The sequence below is a fragment of the Actinophytocola xinjiangensis genome (assembly GCF_001921215.1).
Lineage (GTDB): Bacteria > Actinomycetota > Actinomycetes > Mycobacteriales > Pseudonocardiaceae > Actinophytocola > Actinophytocola xinjiangensis.
The window spans coordinates 11814-34074 of record NZ_MSIF01000045.1; the positions used below are offsets into that span (position 1 = coordinate 11814).

Annotated in this window: 8 protein-coding genes and 1 pseudogene; 5 read left to right on the plus strand and 4 right to left on the minus strand. The window is 74.0% G+C overall.

Annotated elements, in window-relative coordinates:
- Nucleotides 1–72: 72 nt before the first annotated feature.
- The 3 genes and pseudogenes from BLA60_RS40950 to BLA60_RS40960 all read right to left on the minus strand — a co-directional run.
- Nucleotides 73–813, minus strand: a pseudogene (locus BLA60_RS40950) (PP2C family protein-serine/threonine phosphatase); the annotation flags it as partial.
- A complete protein-coding gene (locus tag BLA60_RS40955; protein ID WP_075138499.1) occupies nt 813–2006 on the minus strand; it encodes a cytochrome P450 in 1194 nt (397 codons plus the stop codon). The gene BLA60_RS40955 and the pseudogene BLA60_RS40950, both read right to left, overlap by 1 nt.
- Nucleotides 2003–8365 carry a non-ribosomal peptide synthetase gene (locus BLA60_RS40960; RefSeq protein WP_084736164.1) on the minus strand — a complete coding sequence of 2121 codons (6363 nt, stop codon included), beginning with the start codon at nt 8363–8365 and terminating at the stop codon, nt 2003–2005. The genes BLA60_RS40955 and BLA60_RS40960 overlap by 4 nt, the downstream gene beginning before the upstream one ends.
- Before the next feature lie 430 nt (nt 8366–8795).
- Between BLA60_RS40960 and BLA60_RS40965 the strand changes: the two genes are divergently transcribed.
- Genes BLA60_RS40965 through BLA60_RS40980 form a run of 4 tightly spaced genes read left to right on the plus strand, consistent with a single transcriptional unit; the run spans nt 8796 to nt 18981 of the window.
- Nucleotides 8796–11795: a non-ribosomal peptide synthetase gene (locus BLA60_RS40965; RefSeq protein ID WP_075138501.1), complete on the plus strand. Its 3000-nt coding sequence runs from the start codon at nt 8796–8798 to the stop codon at nt 11793–11795.
- The gene (locus BLA60_RS40970; protein WP_084736168.1) at nt 11795–12802 is read left to right on the plus strand and encodes a TauD/TfdA family dioxygenase; all 1008 of its coding nucleotides are present in this window, start codon (nt 11795–11797) and stop codon (nt 12800–12802) included. The genes BLA60_RS40965 and BLA60_RS40970 overlap by 1 nt, the downstream gene beginning before the upstream one ends.
- The gene (locus BLA60_RS40975) at nt 12799–13812 is read left to right on the plus strand and encodes a TauD/TfdA family dioxygenase (RefSeq protein ID WP_075138502.1); all 1014 of its coding nucleotides are present in this window, start codon (nt 12799–12801) and stop codon (nt 13810–13812) included. The genes BLA60_RS40970 and BLA60_RS40975 overlap by 4 nt, the downstream gene beginning before the upstream one ends.
- Nucleotides 13813–18981, plus strand: coding sequence for a non-ribosomal peptide synthetase (locus BLA60_RS40980; RefSeq protein WP_075138503.1), 5169 nt, complete (start codon nt 13813–13815; stop codon nt 18979–18981).
- An 8-nt stretch (nt 18982–18989) separates the two neighbouring features.
- Here BLA60_RS40980 and BLA60_RS40985 read toward each other — a convergent pair whose 3' ends face one another.
- Complete coding sequence (locus BLA60_RS40985) at nt 18990–19868, minus strand: alanyl-tRNA editing protein (protein ID WP_211289023.1); 879 nt, start codon at nt 19866–19868, stop codon at nt 18990–18992.
- A 36-nt stretch (nt 19869–19904) separates the two neighbouring features.
- On the opposite strand from BLA60_RS40985, the gene BLA60_RS40990 reads away from it, so the two are divergent.
- Nucleotides 19905–22261, plus strand: a 2357-nt coding sequence (locus BLA60_RS40990) for a non-ribosomal peptide synthetase (RefSeq protein ID WP_154814973.1), incomplete at its 3' end; no start/stop codon positions are given.

The following is a 22261-nucleotide window of genomic DNA, read 5'->3' on the forward strand; positions in this document are numbered from 1 at the left end:
CGTCCCGGCGAACCACACGACGGTGATCACCGCGACCAGCACGACCAGGGCCACCACCGTGCGGCGCCGCGTCCCGGGCACGGGCGCCCCGTTGACCAGGTCGGCGACGATGACCGTCACGTTGTCCGGACCGCCGTTGCGCAGGGCCAGCTCGATGAGCCGGTCGGCGCAGGTGCCGGGGTCGGCGATGTCCAGCAGGCGTTCCAGCGCCGGCTCGCCGACCACACCGGTCAGGCCGTCGGAGCACAGCAGGATGCGGTCACCGACCCGCGCCTCACGGAGGGTCAGCGTCGGCTCGACCCGCTCGCCGGTGAGCGCGCGTTCCAGGTAGGCGCGGTGCGGGTGGGTCGCGGCCTCGGACTCGGTGATCTGACCGGCGTCGATCAGCGACTGCACGTAGGTGTCGTCGCGGGTGATCCTGGCCAGGCGCCGGTCACGGCGCAGGTAGGCGCGGGAGTCGCCGATGTGCATCAGCGTCAGGCGGGGGCCGTCGACCAGCACGGCGGTCAGTGTGGTGCCCATGCCGGTGAGGTCGGTCTTGGCGCGCACCAGCTCGGCGATCGCGTTGTTGCCGGCCAGCACCGCCGCGCGGCACGCGGTCAGCGGGTCGGCGTCCGGCTCGCCGTCGTCGAGGTGGGCCAGCGCGCCGATCACCAGCCGGCTGGCGACCTCACCGGCGGCGTGGCCGCCCATGCCGTCGGCGACCGCCAGCAGCCGCGCCCCGGCGTAGACCGAGTCCTGGTTGTCGGAGCGGACGAGGCCGCGGTCGGTGCGGGCGGCGTGCCGCAGGGAAAGGGTGACCGTGGTGTTCATCAGCTCAGCGCCACCTCCGCCTTCTCGTAGCCCCACACCAGGTTCGACCGCAACCGGCGCACCTCACCGGCGACGGCCGGCGCGCGGACGCGGGCGGTCAGCTCGGTGAACAGCACCCGCAACTCGGTGGTGGCGAGGGTCGCGCCGACACACCGGTGGTTGCCGTGGGCGAAGGTGAGGTGACGGTTGGGGGTGCGGCCGACGTCGAAGGTGTCCGGCGCGGCGAAGACCGTCTCGTCGCGGTTGGCCGAGGGCAGCCAGACCGCCACCCGCTCCCCGGCGCGCAGCGGCTGCCCGGCCAGCTCCACGTCGCGGGCGACGGTGCGCAGCGCGTGCATCGCGGGGCTGGTCCAGCGCAGGATCTCCGGGACGGCGGTGTCCAGCAGCGACGGGTCGGCGCGTAACCGCCGCCACTGGTCGGGGTTGTCGGCCAGCGCCAGCAGGCCGCCGACCGAGGCGTGCCGGGTGGTTTCGTTGCCGCCGGAGACCAGGCCGTCGCAGTTGAGCAGGATCTCCTCGTCGGACAGCGGCCGGCCGTCGACCTCGGCCATGGCCAGCGCGCTGATCATGTCCTCGGCCGGCCGCGCGCGGCGCCGCGCCAGCAGATCCTCGTAGTACAGCAGCAGATCCGTGTGCGCCTCGACCCGGCGGTCGGTCTCGTCGGGGTCGTGCGAGGTGGAGCCCCACGCGGTGCGGGTGCGGTCGAGCATGAAGTGCCAGTCCTCGCGGGGCACGCCGATCAGGTCGCACACCACCGACACCGGCAGCGCGGCGGCGATCTCGGTGAGGTCGCACACCGGCTCGGCCAGCGCCCGGTCGACCATGTCGCGGACGGTCACCCGCATGTTCTCCTCAAGGCGGCGCACCATCCTCGGCGTGAACGCCGACCCGATGACCCGGCGCACCGAGGTGTGCACCGGCGGGTCGGTGACGATCAGCATCCGGCGGGCGACGGCGGCCGCCACGGCCTCGGGGTTGGAGTCCAGCCGCATGCCCCTGCCGGACACGAACGTCCCCGGGTCGCGCAGGACCTCGGTCGCCACCCCGTGGCCCAGCGCCGCCCAGAACGGCCCGGTCTCGCCCAACTCGTTGCGGTACAACGGGTGCGCCGCGCGCAGTCGGGCCCATAACGGGGTCGGGTCGGTGTCGCGGTAGAGCGTGGGGTCGGACAGGTCGGTGAGCGTCGCGGTCATCGGGCACTCTCCTGGGCGACGAGGCCGGCGATCCGCTCGTGCTGGTCGGGAGTCAGGGCCGTGGTGATCGCGGCGGCGAGCGCGTCGAGCGTGCGGTGGTCGAACAGCGCCCGCACCGGCAGGGCGACGCTGAGCACGCCCCGGATGCGCGAGAGGACCTTCGCGGCCAGCAGCGAGTGGCCGCCGATCTCGAAGAAGTCCGCCGTGGCGCTGACCTCCGTGCGGTCAAGGACCTCGCACCAGATCGCCGACAGCACGTGCTCGACCGGGGTGGCCGGCTCGACGTGCTCGTCGACCCGCCGGGCGGCCGAGGCGGTCAGCGCCGCGCGGTCGACCTTCCCGTTGGGGGTGAGCGGCAGGTCGTCGAGCACCACGAACGCCGAGGGCACCAGGTGGCGGGGGAGGGTGCGTTCCAGGTGGGCGCGCAGCGCGGCGGCGGTGACACCGGTGGCGGCGACGTAGCCGACGAGCCGCTCGTCGGTGTGCAGCACGACGGCGTCGCGCACCGACGGGTGCGCGGCCAGCGCGGCCGCCACCTCGCCGGGCTCCACCCGGTGACCGAGCACCTTGACCTGGCCGTCGTCGCGGCCGACGAACCGCAGGGTGCCGTCGGCGGCGCGGCGCACCAGGTCGCCGGTGCGGTAGAGCCGCCCGCCGGTGCCGAACGGGTCGGGTACGAACCGCGCGGCGGTGGCCGCCGGCTGGTCGAGGTAGCCCCTGGCCAGCGCCGCCCCGCCGACGTGCAGTTCGCCGACGACGCCGTCGGGCACCGGGCGGTGGTGGCGGTCCAGGACGTGGGCGGTCACGTTGGCGATCGGCGTGCCGATCGGCACGGTCAGCGCGCAGTCCCGTTCCCAGTCCTGGCCCGCCCGGTAGACCGAGGTGGTGATGGTCGCCTCGGTGGGGCCGTAGACGTTGCACCAGGTGACCGTCTCGCCGACGTGGTCCTTCCACGCCCGCAGGTGTCCCGGGTGCGCCTGTTCGCCGGCGGCCAGTACGAACCGCAGCCCGGAGCCGGCCAGCGCGCGCAGCCCGTCGCCGGTGTCGGCCCAGCGCGCCCAGAACGCGGTCGGCAGGCTGACCACCGTCAGCCGGTGTGCCAGCACCAGGTCGGTGAACTCCTCGGCGCCGCGTTCCAGCGCCTCGCGGCCGATGACCAGGGTCGCGCCGTGGGTCAGTGCCGGGAAGATCTCCTCGGCGGCGGCGTCGAAGCTCAGCGAGCGGCACTGCAGGACGCGGTCGCCCGGCGTCAGGGCGAAGTGCCGGTCGACGGCCAGGCTGTGGTTGACCAGCGAGCGGTGGCTGACCACGACGCCCTTGGGGGTCCCGGTCGAGCCGGAGGTGTAACAGACGTAGGCGGCGTCGTCCGGGCCGGGTCGGGCGACCGGGCCGGGCCGGACGCGGTCATGACCGCCGGTCACCCGCAGGCCGGCGGTGATGACGGCGGCGGTGGCGCGCAGCATGGTCGCCCGGCGGACCTCGGGGTAGAGCGGGTCGACCGGGACGTAGGCGGCGCCGGTGCGCAGCACGGCCAGGATCGCGGTCACGGCGTCGGCCGAGCGCGGCAGGACGAGTCCGATGAGGACGTCCGGGCCGGCGCCGAGCGCCCGCAACTCCCCGGCGAGGTCGGTCGCGGCGGCGTCGAGTTCGGCGTAGGTCAGCCGGGTGTCGCCGTCCTCGACGGCGATCGCGTTCGGGGTGCGGGCGACCTGCGCGGCGACCAGGTCGTCGATCCGGGCGGTGGCCGGGAGTTCCAGCGACTCGACGTCCACTGTGGACGGTGGGCTGACCGGGAGGGCGGCCAGCCGGGTGTCCGGCGCGGCGCACGCCCGGTCGAGCAGCAGCCGCCAGCTGGTGAGCACCGACTCCACCGTGGACCGGTCGAACAGCTCGGTCTTGTACCAGACCGTGCCCTCCAACCCGTCCTCGGTGACCGCGATGGACACGCTCAGGTCGAACTGGGACACCGAGCTGTCGTAGGGCATCCACTCCAGGCGAAGGCCAGGCAGGTCGGCCGACTCCTGCGGGGTGTCCTGCAACACCAGCAACACCTGGAACAGCGGGTGGTGGCCCATACTGCGCTCCGGCGCCAGCTGCTCGACCAGCTTCTCGAACGGCAGGTCCTGGTGGGCGTAGGCGTCCAGGGCGACCTCACGCACCCGGTGCAGCACCGCGCGGAACGACGGGTCGCCCGACAGGTCGGTGCGCAGCGCCAGCGTGTTGGCGAAGAACCCGGGCATCCGCTCCAGCTCGACCCGCGTCCGGTTCGCGATCGGCGAGCCGACCACGATGTCGTCCTGGCCGGTGTGGCGCGCCAGCGTCGCCTGGAACGAGCCGAGCAGCGCCATGAACAGCGTGACGCCCTCGGCCTGGCACAACGCCCGCAACCGTCCGGTCAGCCGGCCGGGCAGGGGGAAGACGAAACTGTCGCCGAAGTGGCTGGAGACCGCCGGACGCGGCCGGTCCAGCGGCAGGTCCAGCACCGCCGGCGCGCCGGCCATCTGCCCGCGCCAGTACTCCAGCTGCTCGGCCAGCACCTCGCCGCGCAGCCATTCCCGTTGCCACGCCGCGAAATCCGCGTACCGCAGGGTGACCTCGGGCAGGTCCGGCGAGGTGCCGGTGACCTCGGCGGTGTAGGCGGCCGACAGCTCGTCGAACAGGATCGCCGCCGACCAGCCGTCGGTGACGATGTGGTGCAGGTTGAGCAGCAGCACATGGTCGTCGGCGGCCAGGCGCACCACCGAGGTCCGCAGCAGTGGCCCGGTCGCCAGGTCGAACGGTGCCCGCTCGTCCTGGTGCACCAGCCTGGTCAGCTCGGCGCCGCGCCGGGGTTCGGGCAGCGCGGACAGGTCGGTGACCGCGAGGTCGCGGGCGACCGGGTCCAGCACCACCAGCCGGGGCATCCCGTCGACCTGGGCGAACACCGTGCGCAGCACGTCGTGGCGGGCGAGGACCGTGTCGATCGCCCTGGCCAGCGCGGGCAGCACCAGCTCGCCGGTCAGCCGCAGCACGGTCAGCGAGTTGTAGGCAGGGTCGTCGGGCGCGAGCTGGTTGAGGAACCACATGCGCTGCTGGGCGTAGGACGGCTCGGCCAGCTCCGCCGGCGGCCGGGCGGTGATCGGTGGCGGGCCGGCGGTGTCGGCCACGCCGGTGGCCAGCCGACGGGCCAGCTCGGCGATCGTGGGCAGCCCGTAGATCTCCCGCAGCGGCACCTCGACCCGCAGCGAGGCCCGGATCCGGGAGGCGACCTGGGTCAACATCAACGAGGAACCGCCCAGGCCGAAGAAATTGTCGTGCACGCCGACCGTCGCCAGCTCCAGCACCTCGCACCAGATGCCGGCCAGGATCTCCTCGACCGGGGTGCGCGGCGCGACGTGCCCGGTGGCGTCGAACAGCTCGGCGTCCGGCGCCGGCAGCGCACGGCGGTCGATCTTCCCGTTGGCGTTGAGCGGCATCCGCGCCAACCGCACCACCACCGAGGGCACCATGTAGCCGGGGAGCCTGGCCTGCAGGTGGACCCGCAGCTCGTCGTCGGTGACCGGCGACGCCGGATCGTGCTGGGTGACGTAACCGACCAGCCGGCGGTCGCCGGAACCGGTCTCCCTGGCCAGCACGACCGACCGGTCGATCGTCGGGTGCTGGCGCAGCGCGTCCTCGATCTCGCCGAGCTCGATGCGGAACCCGCCGACCTTCACCTGGTTGTCGACCCGGCCGAGGATCTCGATCACGCCGTCCGGGCGGTAGCGGGTCAGGTCACCGGTGCGGTAGAGCCGCGCGTTGGGCTCGGCGGCGAACGGGTCGGGCACGTACCGCTGCGCGGTGAGGCCCGGCCGGCGCAGGTAGCCCCGGCCGACGCCGGCGCCGCCGATGTACAGCTCGCCGGCGATCCCGGCCGGCACCGGCCGCATCCGCTCGTTGAGCACGTAGAGGCGGGTGTTGAGTGCCGGGCGGCCGACCGCGACGATGCCCTCGGCGTCGTCGGGCACCTCGGTGTCGACCAGCGTCGAGTTGTCGATGGAGGTCTCGCTGGTGCCGTAGGCGGCGACGATGCGGGTCGTGGGCCGGCACAGCCGCCGGGCGCGCAGGTAGTCGCGGGCGTACCAGATGTCGCTGCCGGCGACCAGCAGGTCCATGAACGCCAGGTCCTGCCCGGTCCGTTCCAGGTGGTCGACCAGCGCGGCCAGGATCGGCGTGATGAACTCCGCGCTGTTGACCCGTTCGGCGAGCATCAGCGCGTACAGCCGCTCGGGTGACATCACCACCTCGCGCGGCGCGATCACCAGCGTGGCGCCGGAGAACAGCGCGCGGGTGGCGTCGGCGACGAAGATGTCGAACGCGAAACTGGTCATCTGCAGGTGGACCCGCATGACCTGGGAGACGTGGTAGGTCGTCTCCCAGAAGTGCACGTAGTTCGCGTAGTTGAGGTGGGTCAGCATCGCGCACTTGGGCGTACCGCTGGAACCGGACGTGTAGAACACACAGGACAGGTTCTCCGGGCGGACCAGGGTCCGCGGCGGGGTCACCGGCAGTCGGTCCAGCTCGGCGCGGCCGGCGTCGAGCACGATCCTCGGCACGTCGCCCAGCGGCAGCGTCGCGGCCACCCCGGAGTCGACGACCAGCAGCTGCGCCCGCGCGTCGGCGATCATGAACGCCAGCCGCTCGGCCGGGTAGTCCGGGTCCAGTGGCGTGAACACGCCACCGGACTTCAGCACGCCGAGAAACGCGACGATCGTGTCGATCGACCGCTCCAGGCACACGCCGACGCTGACCTCCGGCCCGACACCACGCGCCACCAGCGCGTGCGCGAGCTGGTTGGCCCGCTCGTCGAGCTCGCGGTAGCTGATCCGGGAGTCGCCGCACACCACGGCGGTGGCGTCCGGCACGCGCCGGGCCTCGCGCTCGAACAGGTGGTGCATCAGGTGCGGCGCCGGCACGTCGGCGGCGGTGTCGTTCCAGCCGACGACCGACTGGTCCCACTCGGCGCCGGTGAGGATCGGGTAGTCGGCGATCGGCCGGTCCGGGTCGGCGGTGACCTCGGTCAGCAGGCGCAGCCAGTGCCCGGCGGTGCGCCGCACGGTCGCCTCGTCGAACAGGTCGGTGTTGTACTCGATCTCGCCGGTCAGCCCGGCCCCGGTCGACAGCAGGTCCAGGCTCAGGTCGAACTTCGCGGTGACCCGCTCGACCTCCAGGGTCTCCACGTCCAGGCCAGCCAGCTCCGGGCGGCCGGCGACCTGTTCGGTCACCATGCCGAAACTGACCTGCACCAGCGGCGAGTAGCTGGTGTCCCGGTCGGGCACGACCGCGCGCACCACGTCGTCGAACGGGACGTCCAGGTGCTCGAAGGCGTCCAGCGCCTCGGCCGACACGTGCTCCAGCGCGTCCAGGAAGGTGATCCCGCCCGGCAGGTCGGCGCGGATTGTCACGGTGTTGACGAAACACCCGATCAACTCGTCGAGCGCGGCGGTCGGCCGGTTGAACACCGGGACACCGACAGCGATATCCCGCTGGGCGGTGTACCGGGCGAGAAGGACGTGGAACGCGGTGAGGAACGTCAGGAAAACAGTGGTGCCCGCCCGCTCGCTCAGCGCGGCGACCCGCTCGGCGATTTCGGCCGGCACCGCGAAGCGCGCACAGGCGCCCCGGTAGGACTGAACCGGCGGCCGGGGGCGGTCGGTGGTGAGCTGCAAGGGCGGCGGGACGGTCGCCAGTTTCCCGCGCCAGAAGGCGAGTTGCCCATCGAGGTCGGCGGTGGCCTGCCAGCGGGCGAAGTCGGCGTAGCTGGCCGGCGGCGGGGGAGCGGCCGGTGGCCGGCCGGCCCGCGCCGCCGAATAGAACTCGTTGAGTTCGCGCAGCAGAATGCCCAGCGAGGCGCCGTCGAAGACGGTGTGGTGGGCGACGATGATCAGAATATGGTCGAACTCGCCCAAACGAATGAGACGCAGCCGGAACAGCGGTCCGCGACCGAGTTCGAACGGAGCGTGCGCGATCGCGTTTGTCCGCGCGCGGACAACTGTCTCTTTGTCCGGTTCGGGGACGTTCTCATAATCTTCTTCAGGTATTGAAACGACAATATCGGTGACGCGTTGTTCGGGAACGCCGGACACGTCGGGCAGCTGGGTGCGCAACGCGTCATGGCGGTCGACAATCGTTTGGAATGCGATTCTCAATGCCGCTTTGTCCAGTGTTCCACGTAGTCGCAGGGCGACCGGGATGGTGTACAGCGAACTGTCCGGCTGTAGTCGGTCGAGGAACCACATCTGCTGCTGGGCGGCCGACAGCGGCACCAGCGATGGTGCCGATGTGCCTGCTCTGACCTGCGACGACGGTGCTTCGGTGAGCAGTGACTCGCCTAGTTGCATGCGTATCCACCCCGGGTTCGTCCGTTATGAATTCGTGCGTGTCCGCCGCCTTCGTCCAGTGGAAATGGCGCAGGCGTGATCGGTGATCTGCTGATCGAGTTCAGTGCTACGGAAGCGTTGACCTTGGCGAAGGTATCGCTGGGAACGGAAGTATGATCACGTATTACTCCCCCCGGTGTCCCGGAGTCTCCTCAGGACACACCGAGGACGCTACCGGAGGGGGTGGAGGACCGTCAAGACAGGACCGGAGTAACTCGTTCGGGGGAGTTCGGCTCTCGTTCCCGTGAAATTCGGAAGATGGTTGAACGACGCCGTCGGCCGTGGTTATGGTGGGATCGCGGAGTCGCAATCTGACAGGGCGGGGCCCTTCGCGATCATCCCGGCGATCAATGTGCTTGGGGGCATGTTGCATTTTTCTGCTGCCACGAGTATGTCCAGGTCCACCACGAGTGACCACCACGGCTGTGTCCACGAACTGGTCAACGCGCGCATCGGCCGCGCCACCGACGAGATCGCGTTTCGCGCCGGCGGGACCGATGTCGGCTACCGGGAACTCGGTGAGCGTGCCAACCGGCTGGCGCACCTGCTGCGCCGCCGGGGAGTGTCGACCGGCGACCGGGTCGGGGTGTGCCTGCACCGGGGCCCGGACCTGGTGGTCGCCCTGCTGGCCGTGCTCAACGCCGGCGGGTGCTACGTGCCGCTGGACCCCACCTACCCGCCGGACCGGGTCGCGTTCATGGCCAAGGACTCCGGCGCGTCGCTGGTACTGACCGACACCGACGGGCACTTCGGCGGCGCGCAACCGGTACGGCTGGACGACCTGGACACCTCCGGCGAGCCGGTCCACCCGCCGCCGGTGCGGGTGTCGCCGCGCGACCTCGCGTACCTGATCTACACCTCCGGCTCCACCGGCCGCCCCAAGGGCGTGGCGATCGAGCACCGCTCGGCGGTGGCCAGGCTGCGCTGGGCCGGGGACACCTTCTCGGCGCGGGAGCTGGGCGGGATGCTGGCCTCGACGTCGGTCTGCTTCGACCTGTCGGTCTTCGAGATCTTCGCGCCGCTGGCCTGGGGCGGGCGGTTCGTGCTGGTCCGCGACGTGCTCGAACTGGCGACGCTGCCGCCCGGCGCGGGCGTGCGGCTGGTGAACACCGTGCCATCGGCGATGACCGAACTGCTGGCCGCCGACGCCGTCCCAGATGGCGTCGAGACCGTGTGCCTGGCGGGCGAGCCGGTCCCGCCGGCACTGGCCGAACGGCTGTGGCGCCGCCCGGGGATCGCCAGGGTGCTCAACCTGTACGGGCCGTCGGAGGACACCACGTACTCCACCGTCGCCGAGCTGACCAGGCACGACACCGGCCCGCCGCCGATCGGGCGGCCGTTGCCGGGCACCACCGCGCACGTCCTGGACGACGCGTGGCGCCCGGCCGGCACCGGCGAGCTGTACCTGGCCGGCGAGGGCCTGGCCCGGGGCTACTTCGCCTGGCCGGCCGAGACCGCCGCCCGTTTCCTGCCCGACCCGTTCGGCCGCCCCGGGACGCGGCTCTACCGCACCGGGGACCGGGTGCGCCGCCGCGCCGACGGCCGGCTGGAGTACCTGGGCCGTACCGACGACCAGGTCAAGATCCGTGGCCACCGGGTGGAGCTGGGCGAGGTGGCCGCCGCGCTGGCGACCGTCGCCGGAGTCCACCACGCCAGCGCCAGGGCCGTACGCGGCCCGGCCGGCGACCTGCGCCTTGCCGGCTACGTCGTCGCCGACGGCACCCGGCCCGACACCGCGCGGGTCTTGGCCGACCTGCGGGAACGGGTGCCGGCGCCGCTCGTGCCGAGTACGCTGGTGTGGCTGGACCGGTTGCCGCGCACGCCCAACGGCAAGGTCGACCGCCGTGCCCTGCCCGACCCGGTGTGGGACCGCCCCAACGGCGGCGTGAACAGCGACACGGACACCGTCGCCGCGGTGTGGCAGGAGGTTCTCGGGGTCCGCCCGGAACCCGGCGACGACTTCTTCGCCTCGGGCGGCGACTCGCTGCTGGCCACCAGGGTCGTCGCCCGGCTGCGGGCGGCGCTGGGTGTGTCGCTGCCGCTGACCGCGCTGTTCGACCGGCCGACGGCCGCCGGCCTGAGCGCGCTGGTGCGGGCCGCGTCGGCCACGCGACCGCCGCCGGCGGTGTCCGCCGGGTCGCCGGTCTCCCACGCCCAGCAGCGCCTGTGGTTCCTCGACCAGCTGACCCCCGACGACCCGGCGTACCTGGTCAACGCGGTGATCTGGACCCGGTTCGCCGCCGACCCCGACCACCTGACCGGCGCGCTGCGCGACGTCGTCGCCCGGCACGACGCGCTGCGCACCAGCTTCGGTGAGAACGCCGAGGGCGACCTCACCCACCACGTGCACCCCGCCGTCGACGTCCCGGTCGAGCGGGTCGCGCTGGCCGCCGACGAGGACCCGCACCGCCTCGCCGCCCGGGCGCGGCCGCTGGACCTGACCACGGCGCCGCTGGCCCGGTTCCACCTGCTGACCAGGGACGGGCGGGTCGCCGGGGTCCTGCTGACCGTGCACCACATCGTCTTCGACACCTGGTCGCTCGACGTCCTGGTCGGCGACCTCGGCCGCTGCTACGACGCCCGCGCCCACGGCACCGCGCCGCCGCCGGCCACCGGCGACGCCCGGGGTTTCGGTGCCCGGCAACGAACCTGGCTGTCCGGTGTGGACGGGCAGGCGGCGCTGGCGCGGCTGGCCGGCTCGCTGCGCGGCGTGCCGGACACCCTGGACCTGCCGACCGACCGGCCGCGTCCGGCCGAACAGGGCTCGGCCGGCGCGCACCTGGTGGCGCCGGTCCCGGGCGCCGCCGCGTTGACCGACCACGCCCGCCGGCACGCCACCACCCGCTACCTGGTCGGGCTCACCGCGTTCGCCAGGCTGCTCACCGAGTGGACCGGCCGCCGCGACCTGGTCGTCGGCACCGCGTTCGCCGGGCGCACCAGCGCCGAGACCCAGGACGCCGTCGGGTGCTTCGTCAACCTCGTCCCGCTGGTCATCCGCACCCCACCGGAGCGGGCCGGCCTGGCCGCCGAGGTCCGCCGGGCCGCGCTGTTCGCCGCCGGCCACCAGGACGTCCCGTTCGAGTGTGTCGTGGAACGCGTGCGCCCGCCCCGCCGGCTGGACCGCCCACCGCTGGTCCAGGTCGCGTTCGGGGTGCACACCGCGACCCGGTCGGGCTACCGGGGCGAGCCCGCCCGGCTGTGGGGCCAGGAGCTGGAGCCGGCGCACGCGCGGCTGGACCTGACGCTGTGGCTGCGGGAGCGGCCCGACGGCCTGGACGCCCTGTGGACCTACCGCACCGCACTGTTCGTGCCGGCCACGATCGCCGCGCTGCACGAGCGGTACACCGCCCTGCTCGCCGAACTGACCGAGCCAGCAGCGAAGGAGTCGTGATGGCGCAGCCGTTGATCCGCCGCCGGGAGGCCGACCGCACCGGGGTCCTCGTCCAGCGGGACTGGCAGGACCGGACGCTGCCCGCGCTGGTCCGCGCGCAGACCCCCGGTCTGGACGCCGCGGCGTGGGTGCGGGCCAACCGGGACACCGTCGACCGGCTCAGCCGCACCGCCGGGGCGGTGCTGCTGCGGGACTTCGCGGTCGCCGGCGCCGACGCCTTTCGCGAGGTGATGGCGGCGCTGTCCGACGACGTCCTTGGCTACGGCGAGCGGTCCTCGCCGAGGACCGAGGTGCGCTCCGGGGTGTACACCTCCACCGAGCACCCGCCCGACCAGCCGATCGTGTTGCACAACGAGCAGTCCTACACCCTCGACTGGCCACTGCGGATCGTGTTCTTCTGCGACGTCGCGCCGGCCGAGGGCGGGCGCACCCCGCTGGCCGACAGCCGGGCGGTGCTCGCCAGGCTGTCTCCGGCGGTGGTGGACCGGTTCGAACGCCACGGTGTGCGCTACGTGCGCAACTACCTGCCGGGCATCAGCCTGCCGTGGCGTGAGGCGTTCCAGACCGACTCCCGCGAGGAGGTCGAACGCTACTGCCGCGCCACCGGCATCCACTGCGAGTGGCTCGGCGAGGACCAGCTGCGCACCCACCAGGTGCGTCCGGCGGTGCACCGCCACCCGCACACCGGCGAGCGGACCTGGTTCAACCACGCGCTGTTCTTCCACGTGACGTCGCTGCCGCCGGAGGTCAGCGCCGGGCTGCTGGCCGCGCTCGACGAGCGCGACCTGCCCTACCAGACCTACTACGGCGACGGCCGGTCCATCGAGGACGACGTGGTCGACGAACTACGCGCCGCCTACGAGGCGCAGACCGTGGCGTTCGACTGGAAGCGGGGCGACGTGCTGGTGGTGGAGAACATGATCGTGGCCCACGCCAGGGAACCGTTCCGGGGGCCCCGGCGCATCCTGGCCGCGATGGCCGACCCGCGTTCGGCGGTGACGGCGTGAGCGCCCCGGCCGGACCGCGTCGGCGCCGCGCGAGCGCCCCGGCCGAGCTGACCCGCCGGAGTTTCCTGACCGACGAGCCGTTCGGGCTGTGCGTCGAGGCGACGATGCCGGGGCTGGACCTGCGGGTGTGGCTGACCGAGTCGCGGGCCGGGATCCGCGCGGACCTCGACCGCTACGGCGCGGTCCTGTTCCGGGGGTTCGCCGTCGACGGCGCCGCCGGCTTCGGTGACTGTGCCAGGGCGATCGACCCGGAGCTGCTGGGCTACCTGGAGCGCGCCGCGCCCCGGACCGAGGTGGCGGACAAGGTGTTCACCTCCACCGAGTTCACCTCCGACGAGTGGATCCCGCTGCACCACGAGATGTCCTACTCGCACAACTGGCCCAGCCTGCTGTACTTCTACTGCGACCTGGCCGCCGAGTCCGGCGGCGGCACCCCGCTGGCCAGCGAGCGCGAGGTGTTCCCGCTGATCCCGGCGCAGATCCGGGAACGGTTCGAGCGCCACGGCGTGCGCTACGTGCGCAACTACGGCCCCGACCTGGACCTGCCGTGGCAGGTGGTGTTCCAGACCGGTGACCGGGCCGAGGTGGAGGCCTACTGCCGGGACTCGGGCACCGAGTTCGTCTGGACCGGCGCGGACGGCCTGCGCACCACGGCCGTGCGCCAGGCCGTCGCCACGCACCCGAGGACCGGCGAGACCGTGTGGTTCAACCACGCGCACCTGTTCCACGTGTCCACCACGCCGCCGGAGGTCCGCGCCGCGCTGGTCGCCGAGTTCGGGCTGGACGGCCTGCCGCGCAACGCCTTCTACGGCGACGGCCAGCCGATCGAGGACGAGGTCGTCGGCCTGGTCGGCGACACCTACCGCGCCGCCGCGCGCTCGTTCCCGTGGCGCGCGGGCGACGTGCTCGTGGTCGACAACTTCCTGGCCACCCACGGCCGCGAGCCGTTCACCGGCGCGCGCCGGGTGCTGGTCGCGATGTCGGACCTCTACGTGAATCGAGGCTGCTGAGTGAGGACGTTCGAGGGGTACCGGCTCTCCCCGGTCCAGCGCGCGGTGTGGAACGCCGGCCGGGGCGGGGTGCTGCGCGCGCGGGTCACCGTCGAGGGGGTCGACCGGCAGCGGCTGGCCTACGCGCTGCGCGTGGTGACCGCCCGGCACGAGGCGCTGCGCCTGCGGATCGCCGAGCACCCGGGGCTGCGGGTGCCGGCGCAGGCGCCGCGTGAGGAGGTGTCGGTGTTCGTCGCCGACCACGACGCCTCCGCCCACCAGGTCGAGCCGCTGCGGCTCACGCTGTCCGGCTCGACGCTGCTGCTCACCGCGTTGCCGACCGCGCTGGACCAGGCCAGTCTGGGGATCCTGCTGGGTGAGCTGGCCACGGTCTACGCCGGCGGCCGGCTGCCCGACGACCCGGAGCGCACCCAGTTCCTCGACGTGTCCGAGTGGCTGGCCGAGAACTTCGCCGACGAGCGCCCACCCGCCCCGGCGGGCCCGGTGGTGCGCGCGGTCGACGTGGCCCCGCTGCCCGGCTCCGACCCCGGTCCCCGCACGGTCGCCGACGCCACCGAGACCGAGGTGTTCGCCGCGTGGGCGCTGGCCGTGGCCCGGCACGCCGAGGGCACCGGCACCCTGGCGCTGGCCCGCTACGAGCCGGGCCGGGGCGTGGAGGGCACCGGCGAGGTCGTCGGCCCGCTCGGCGCGTTCGTCGAGGTGGCGGTGCCACTACCGCTGCCACTGCCGCTGCCGGCGACCCGCGAGGACCTGGTGGCGGCCGTGACCCCGGATCCCGGGCCCGGCGTGGTGATCCACCCGCTGGAGCGGCCGGACGTGGCCGCCGGGTTCGCCATGACCACCCTGCCCGACCTGGCCGGGCTGGCCGCGTTCGGCGCGACCGAGGTCGACGTCGACCCGCCGGAGCTGCCCGGGGTGCCGATGCTGACGGCGGTGCGTGCCGGTGACCGGCTCACGCTGTCGGTGAGCGGACCGGCCGGTCCCCGCCTGCTGGACACCGTGTGCGCGATCCTCGACGCGCTGCGCGCCGGTGGGTCCCCGGTGGTGCTGGGGCGGGCCGAGACCGAGCGGCTCGTCGAGTTCGCCGGGACCCGCGCGGGCACCCCGGGAGTGCTGGTCGACCTGCTCGACAGCGGGATCGCCGCCGATCCTGGCGCCGAGGCGGTGGTCGCGCCGGACGGCACGCTGACCTTCGCCGAGCTGGACGCGGCGGCGACCGACCTGGCGAACCGACTGGTCGAGGCCGGTGCCGGCGCGGAGGATCCGGTGCTGGTGGTGGCGGCGCGGTCCTGGCGCACGGTGGCCGCGTTCGTCGGGGTGCTGCGCGCCGGGGCGGTGTACGTGCCGGTCGACCCGGCCGAGCCGCCCGCGCGGCGCGACCGGCTCGCCGGGCTGGTCGGCGCGCGGCTGACGGTCGGCGGGGACGGCCCGCTGGAGGTCCGGCGGGTGGCCGACGCCGTCCCGGGACCCCGGCCGGTGATCACCGGGGAGCGGGCCGCCTACGTCATGTTCACCTCCGGGTCCACCGGCACGCCGCGTCCGGTCGTGGTGGAGCACGCGGCGGCGGCGAACCTGTACCACGGGCTGGCCGGCACGGTGTACGACCGGCCACGCCTGCGGATCGGGCTCAACGCGCCGTTCACCTTCGACTCGTCGGTCAAGCAGCTCGTCCAGCTGGCCGGCGGGCACACGCTGTGCCTGCTGGGCGAGGAGCTGCGCCGCGACCCGCCCGCGCTGCTCGACCACCTGGCCGCGCACCGGGTCGACGTCCTGGACTGCACGCCGACGCACCTGCGCGCGATCCTCGACGACCGGGCCGGCCGGGTACTGCCCCCGACCCTGCTGCTCGGCGGTGAGGCGCTCGACCCGGCGCTGTGGGACGAGCTGGCGGCACTGGACGTGCGGGCGGTCAACCTCTACGGCCCCACCGAGTCCACTGTGGACGTCACGGTCGCGGTCGTCACCGCCGGCACCCGGCCCACCATCGGCCGTCCGCTGCCGGGGGTGCGGACCTGGGTGTGCGACGAGCGTCTCGCGCCGGTGCCGCTGGGCGTCGCCGGGGAGCTGTGCGTGAGCGGGGCGCAGCTGGCCAGGGGCTACCTCGGCGACCAGACGGCCACCGCCGCCCGGTTCGTCACCGTCACCCTGCCCGACGGCACCCGCGACCGCGTCTACCGCACCGGCGACCTGGTGCGCCACCGGCCCGACGGCGACCTGGAGTTCCTCGGCCGCACCGACGACCAGGTCAAGGTCAACGGACGCCGCGTCGAGCCGGGGGAGATCGAGGTGACGCTGACCGGTCACCCGGCGATCACCCGCGCGGCCGTGGTGCACGACGGCACCGCGCTGCGCGCCTACGCCGTCCCCGGCCGGGGCATCGGCCTGGACCTGGACCGGGTCGAGGGCCTCAACCCGCACGAGACCCGATACCTGCACGAGGAGATCTTCGTGCGGCAGGCCTACCTGCGCGGCGGGATCACCCTGCCCGAGGACGCCGTGGTGTTCGACGTCGGCGCCAACATCGGCATGTTCTCGCTGTTCGCCCACGCGGTCTGCCCGACCGTGCGGCTGCACGCGTTCGAGCCGCTGACCGAGGCGTGCGCGGCACTGCGGGCCAACCTCGCCAACCACGGGGTGGCGGCGCGGGTGTACCCCTACGGCCTGGGTGCGGCCGAGGGGGTGGAGGCGTTCACCTACTACCCCGGCTACTCGATGATGTCCGGCCTGGCCGGCTACGCCGACGCGGCCGCCGAGATCGGTGTGGTGAAACGGTTCCTGGCCAACGAACGGTCCCAGGAGCTGTTGGCCAACGCCGACGAGCTGCTGGCCGACCGGTTCCGTGGCGTCGAGCGGACCGTGCGGCTGCGCCGGCTGGGCGACGTGCTCGACGAGACCGGTGTCGACCGGGTCGACCTGCTCAAGGTCGACGTGCAGCGCGCCGAGGTGGACGTGCTGCGCGGGTTGGCCGACCGGCACTGGCCGATGATCCGCCAGGTCACCCTGGAGGTGCACGACGCGCCGGGCACGGCCACCGCCGGGCGGGTCGCCGAGGTCGTCGACCTGTTGGAACACCACGGTTTCCGGGTCGTGGCCGAGCAGGAGGAGGCGCTGGTCGGCACCGACCGGCACACCGTGCACGCCGTCCGTCCCGCCGCCGTGCGCCCCGCCGTGCCCGCGCGGCCGGCGCCGGTCGGCGTCGACGGCGAGACCCTGCGCGGCTGGCTGGCCGAGCGGCTGCCCGAGCACCTCGTCCCGGCGACCGTGACCGTCGTCGCGGCGTTGCCGCTGACCGCCAACGGCAAGCTGGACCGGGCGGCGCTGCCTGCCCCGGCCACCGCCTCGACCGTCGCCGAACCGGACGGGCCGGTGGAGGCGATTCTGCTTGAGGTGTGGCAGGAAGTGTTGGGGCGCCAGGACTTCGGTGTGGAGGACGTGTTCTTCCGGTTCGGCGGTGACTCGATCCGTGGCATCCGGGTCCGGGCCGCCGCGCAGCGCCGGGGCGTCACGTTCCCGCTGCGGCACGTCTTCAAGTACCCGACGATCCGCCAGCTCGCCACCGAGGGCGGCGCCACGCTGGCCGGCGCTGAGCCCGCCGCCCCGGCCGAGGCGTTCCGGCTGCTGCACGCCGAGGACCGCGCCGCCCTGGGCCCCGACATCGAGGACGCCTACCCGATCTCGGCCCTGCAACTGGGGATGCTCTACCACAGCGAGCTGACCAGCGACCGGGGTACGTACCACGTGGTGACCGTGCACGGCGTCCACGGCCGGCTCGACGCCGACGCGCTGCGTGCCGCACTGGACCGGACGGTCGCGGCGAACCCGGTGCTGCGCACCGGGTTCGACCTCGGGCACTACCGCGAGCCGTTGCAGCTGGTGCACCGGGACGTGCGGGTGCCGTTCACCGCCGAGGACCTGCGCTCGGCCGACGAGCGGCAGCGGGTGCGGCGGCTGGCCGAGGTCGTCGCCGAGGAACGCGCGCTGCCCTTCGCCTGGGCCCGACCGCCGCTGCTGCGGCTGCGCGCGCTGTGGACCGCCGACGACGAGTTCACCCTGGTGGTCACCAACTACCACGGCGTGATCGACGGCTGGAGCCTGCACCTGTTCCTTGAGGAGCTGCTGACCAGGTACGACGACCCGGACGCGGTGGTGGCGCCGGCCCAGCCCTACCACCGGTTCGTCGAGCTGGAACGGCAGGCGCGCGAGAGCGAGGAGTCGCTGGCGTTCTGGCGCGCGACGCTGGGTGGGGTGGCGCCACTGCACCTGGCCAGCGGACGCGGCCACGACCAGGCCGCTGTCCCGCACATCGACACCCTGCACGTCGAACCGCTGCCCCCGGGCGTCGGCGCCCGCCTGGCCGAGGTCGCCGACCGGCACGACGTGCCGGTGAAGTCGCTGCTGCTGGCCGTGCACCTGCGGGCACTGGGCGAGGCGACCCGCCGCGACGAGGTGGTCACCGGGCTGGTGGTCAGCGGGCGCGCCGGCGAGCACGGCGACGACCGCACGATCGGCCTGTTCCTCAACACCGTCCCGGTGCGTGCCCGCCTGAGCACCCGCTCGCCGGCCGACCTGGCCGCCGGCCTGTGGCGCGCGGAACGGGACCTGATGGGCCACCACGTCGTGCCGCTGCCGGACATCGAACGCGCCGTCCACTCCGGACCGCTGTTCGACGTGTTCGTCAACTACACCCGGTTCCACCGGCTCGGTGAGCGGCCCGGCGGGACCAGGGTGCTGACCAACGACCTGGGCGGCCCGGTGGACGTGGCGTTCAGCCTCGCCGTCGACTTCGAGGTCGACGCGGCGACCGGCGAGCCCCGGCTGAGCCTGCAGTACGACGGCCGGCGGCTGTCCGCGCACCGGATCGGTGCGCTGGCCGCCCGCTACCGCGAACTGGTCGTGGCGACCGTCGACGCGCCGGACGCGGCGCTGCCGCCGGTGAGCACCGACACCGACCCGGTGGCCAGGGCCGCCGAGGTGTGGCGGGAGCTGACCGGCGTCGCGCCGACCGACGACACCGGGTTCTTCCAGGTCGGCGGGACCTCGCTGCTGGCGCTGCGGCTGGTGTCGGTACTGCGCGACCGGCACGGCATCGCCGTGGGCCTCGACGAGTTCAACCGGGACGGCACGTTCGGCGCCATCCGGCGGCTCGCGCTGGAAGGCGGTGCGTCCTGAACGGACAGTCAGCCCGCCGGCGAGACCGTGGTCCGCGCGACCAGCGTCGTGCCGTCGTCGGACAGGTCGAGCGTGACGGCCACCGCGCCCAGCCGGCCGGTGCTGGTCACGTGCGTGCCGCCGCAGGCGACCCTGACCTCGCCCTGGCCGAGCGCGCAGCACCACGAGCGGCGGTCGGTCAGGCCGGGTTCGGGCGCGTCGACCCACACCCGGGCGTCCTCGGCGACCCAGCCGGTCAGCCGCGCGGTGACCGCCGCGGCGGCCTCCGGCAACGCGGCGGCCAGCCCGTCGGTGCCGAAACCCTTCTTGCGCAACGACTTCCCGAGCCGGTAGGTGTCCACACTGCCGCCGGGGACGATCGCCGAGGTGGTGATCGCCTGGCCGTCGAAGTCGGGGTTGCCGAGCACGTCCACCGGCACCTCCTTGCGCCAGCGGCCGGCGAACGCCTCGTTGATCGCCAGCGTGACCAGTTCGCAGCCGGTGTGCCCGGCCGAGAGCGCGGCCCGGCGCCGCCCGTCGACCACCAGGTCGGCCCCGGCGCCGTCGCGGTGCGGGAACGGGCCGTCGACCAGGTGCACCACCAGCCAGTGCCAGCCCGCCGCGCCGCGCCGCACGGGGATGTCCCGGCCGAGCAGCACGGTGTCCGTGCCGTCCTCGACGGCGCCGATGACGCAGTCCACGATCTCGTGGCGGCGCCCGTCGACGGTGACGGTGCCGTGGTCGGCCGGGTGGTCGGGCCAGGTGTGGTCCACCGGGTGGAACGGCGTCACGTCGGTGACGACGCCGGTGCGCGTGCCGGCCGGGAAGGCGGCGACGACCGTCGAGGACCCCCGTGACGTGCCGTCGGGGAAGGTCACGGTGGTGCCGCGCTCGATGTCCTGGATCACGCCGGAATTGTGCCAGAGGGCTGGGGGTGTGTTGGTATGACGGGGATGCCGTCACCGGTTCGGGAACCGGTGGCCGACGCGGTCGCTGACCTGGTCGGTGACCGGTTCACCGCCCAGGTGGCCGCGCGCCCGGACGCGGTGGCCCTGGTGCACGACGGCCGGTCGCTGACCTACCGGGAGCTGCACGCGGCCGCGTCGGCGGTCGCCGGTGGCCTGGCGGCGCTGGGCGTCGGCCGGGAGACCGTCGTCGGTGTCGCGTATGGACGGTCGGTCGAGTCGGTGGTGGCGACCCTGGGCGTGGTGCTCGCCGGCGGTGCCTACGTGCCGGTCAACCCGCAGTACCCGCCCCGGCGGATCGCCCAGGTGGTCGCGCTGTCCGGCGCGCGGGTGGTGATCGCCGCGCCGTCGACCAGGGCCGCCGTGGCCGGCGCCGTCGGCGGCGGGGTGATCGTGCTCGGGGTCGCCGACCTCGACGGGCCGGCGCCGGCGACCCCGCCGGTGTGCGCCGACCGCTCGCCGCTGTGCTGTGTCATGTACACCTCCGGCAGCACCGGCCGGCCCAAGGGCGTGATGATCGAGCACCGGGGCGTGCTGCGCCTGGTGACCGGCCAGGACTACCTCGACTTCGGCCGCCACCACACGTTCCTGCACGCCGCCGCGCCGGAGTTCGACGCCGCGCTGTTCGAGGTGTGGGGCGCGCTGCTGCACGGCGCCACCCTGTGCGTGGCCGACCAGGAGACCGCCGTCGTGCCGTGGCGCTACGCGCGGGCGTTGCGGGACAACGGGATCAGCGTCGCGTGGCTGACCGCGCCGCTGTTCGCGCGGATGGCCGACGAGGACCCCGGCATGTTCGCCGGGTTGCGGGTGCTGCTCACCGGCGGCGACGTCGTCTCGCCCCGGCACGTCGCGGCGGTCGCCCGGCACTGCCCGGACCTGCTGGTGTGCAACGGGTACGGCCCGACCGAGAACACCACGTTCACCTCGGTGTACCCGGTGCCGCGCGGCCACACCGGTCCGCTGCCCGTCGGCCGGCCGATCGCCGGCACCACCGTGCTGGTCCGCGACGAGCGGGGCGCCCCGGTGCGGCCGGGGACCACCGGCGAACTGCTCGTCGGCGGCGCGGGCCTGGCCAGGGGCTACCTGGGCCAGCCGGCGCTGACCCGGGACCGGTTCGTGTACGTCGATGGCCGGCGCTACTACCGCACCGGCGACCGCGTGCACCAGGACTCCGGTGGCGTGCTGCACTTCCACGGCCGCTGGGACGACCAGGTGAAGGTCAACGGCAACCTGGTGGAGCTCAAGGAGATCGTCGCCGCGCTGCGCGGGCTGCCGGGGGTGCGTGACGCGTTCTGCCGGGTGGCCGGCGCGCCGGGTCGGGACCGGTACGTCGCCGCCTACGCGGTCGCCCCCGGCCACACCGGCCGCGCGCTGCGGGCCGCGCTCGCCGCCGCCCTGCCCGGCTACCTGGTGCCGGCCTCGGTCGTCGTGCTGGACCGGTTCCCGTTGCTGGACAACGGAAAGGTCGACGCCGCGGCGCTGCCAGAGCCGGTCGCCGCCCCGGCCGCCCCGCTCACCGACCGGCACCGGGTGCTGGCGCGGCTGTGGGCCGAGGTGCTGGACGTGCCGGCCACCGCGATCGGACCGGACTCCGACTTCGCCGAACTCGGCGGCAACTCGCTGCGCCTGGGCGTGCTGCTGGGCCGGATCCACCGGGAGACCGGCGTGCGGGTCCCGCTGCGCACGGCCGCCGCCGCCCGCACGCTCGACCAGCTGGCCGGCGCGGTCGCGCGGGGCCGGACCGCGCCGCCGCCGGCCATCCCGGCCGTGTCCGGCGCGGCCGACCTGCATCCCCAGCAGCGCGGCCTGTACGCCATCTGGCACGCCGACCCGTCCTCACTGGCCTACAACGTCCCGGTCCGGATCGGCCTGCCGGCCGGGGTGGACCGCGACCGGCTGCGCTCGGCGTTCCTTTCGACCGTGGCCCGGCACGACGCGTTGCGGATGCGGTTCGAGGTGAGCGGCGGCGTGGTGCGCCAGCGCCCGGTGACCGGTGTCGAGCCGGAGTTCGGTGTGGACGGTCCGGTCGCCGCGTTCGTGCGGCCGTTCGACCCGGCCGAGCCGGTGCTGCCCCGCGCGCTGCTCACCGCCGGCGCGCTGTACCTCGACGTGCACCACGTCGTGTTCGACGGCGTCTCCCTTGACGTGGTCGTGCGCGACCTGTTCGGCCGCCAGGACGGCCCGGCACCGCGCTACGCCGACGCCGCCCAGTGGTGCCACGACCAGGGCGTACGCGCCGAGGACGTGCGCTACTGGCGGCGCCGGCTGGCCGGCGCGCCCCCGCTGGCCCTGCCGACCGACCGCCCGCGGCCGGCCTTCTCCAGCCGCCGCCGCGC

Excerpts from the sequence above, each read along its gene's own strand:
- BLA60_RS40960 (WP_084736164.1), bottom strand. The coding sequence starts at position 8,365 with ATGCAACTAGGCGAGTCACTGCTCACCGAAGCACCGTCGTCGCAGGTC.
- BLA60_RS40965 (WP_075138501.1), top strand. The coding sequence starts at position 8,796 with ATGTCCAGGTCCACCACGAGTGACCACCACGGCTGTGTCCACGAACTG.
- BLA60_RS40970 (WP_084736168.1), top strand. The coding sequence starts at position 11,795 with ATGGCGCAGCCGTTGATCCGCCGCCGGGAGGCCGACCGCACCGGGGTC.
- BLA60_RS40955 (WP_075138499.1), bottom strand. The coding sequence starts at position 2,006 with ATGACCGCGACGCTCACCGACCTGTCCGACCCCACGCTCTACCGCGAC.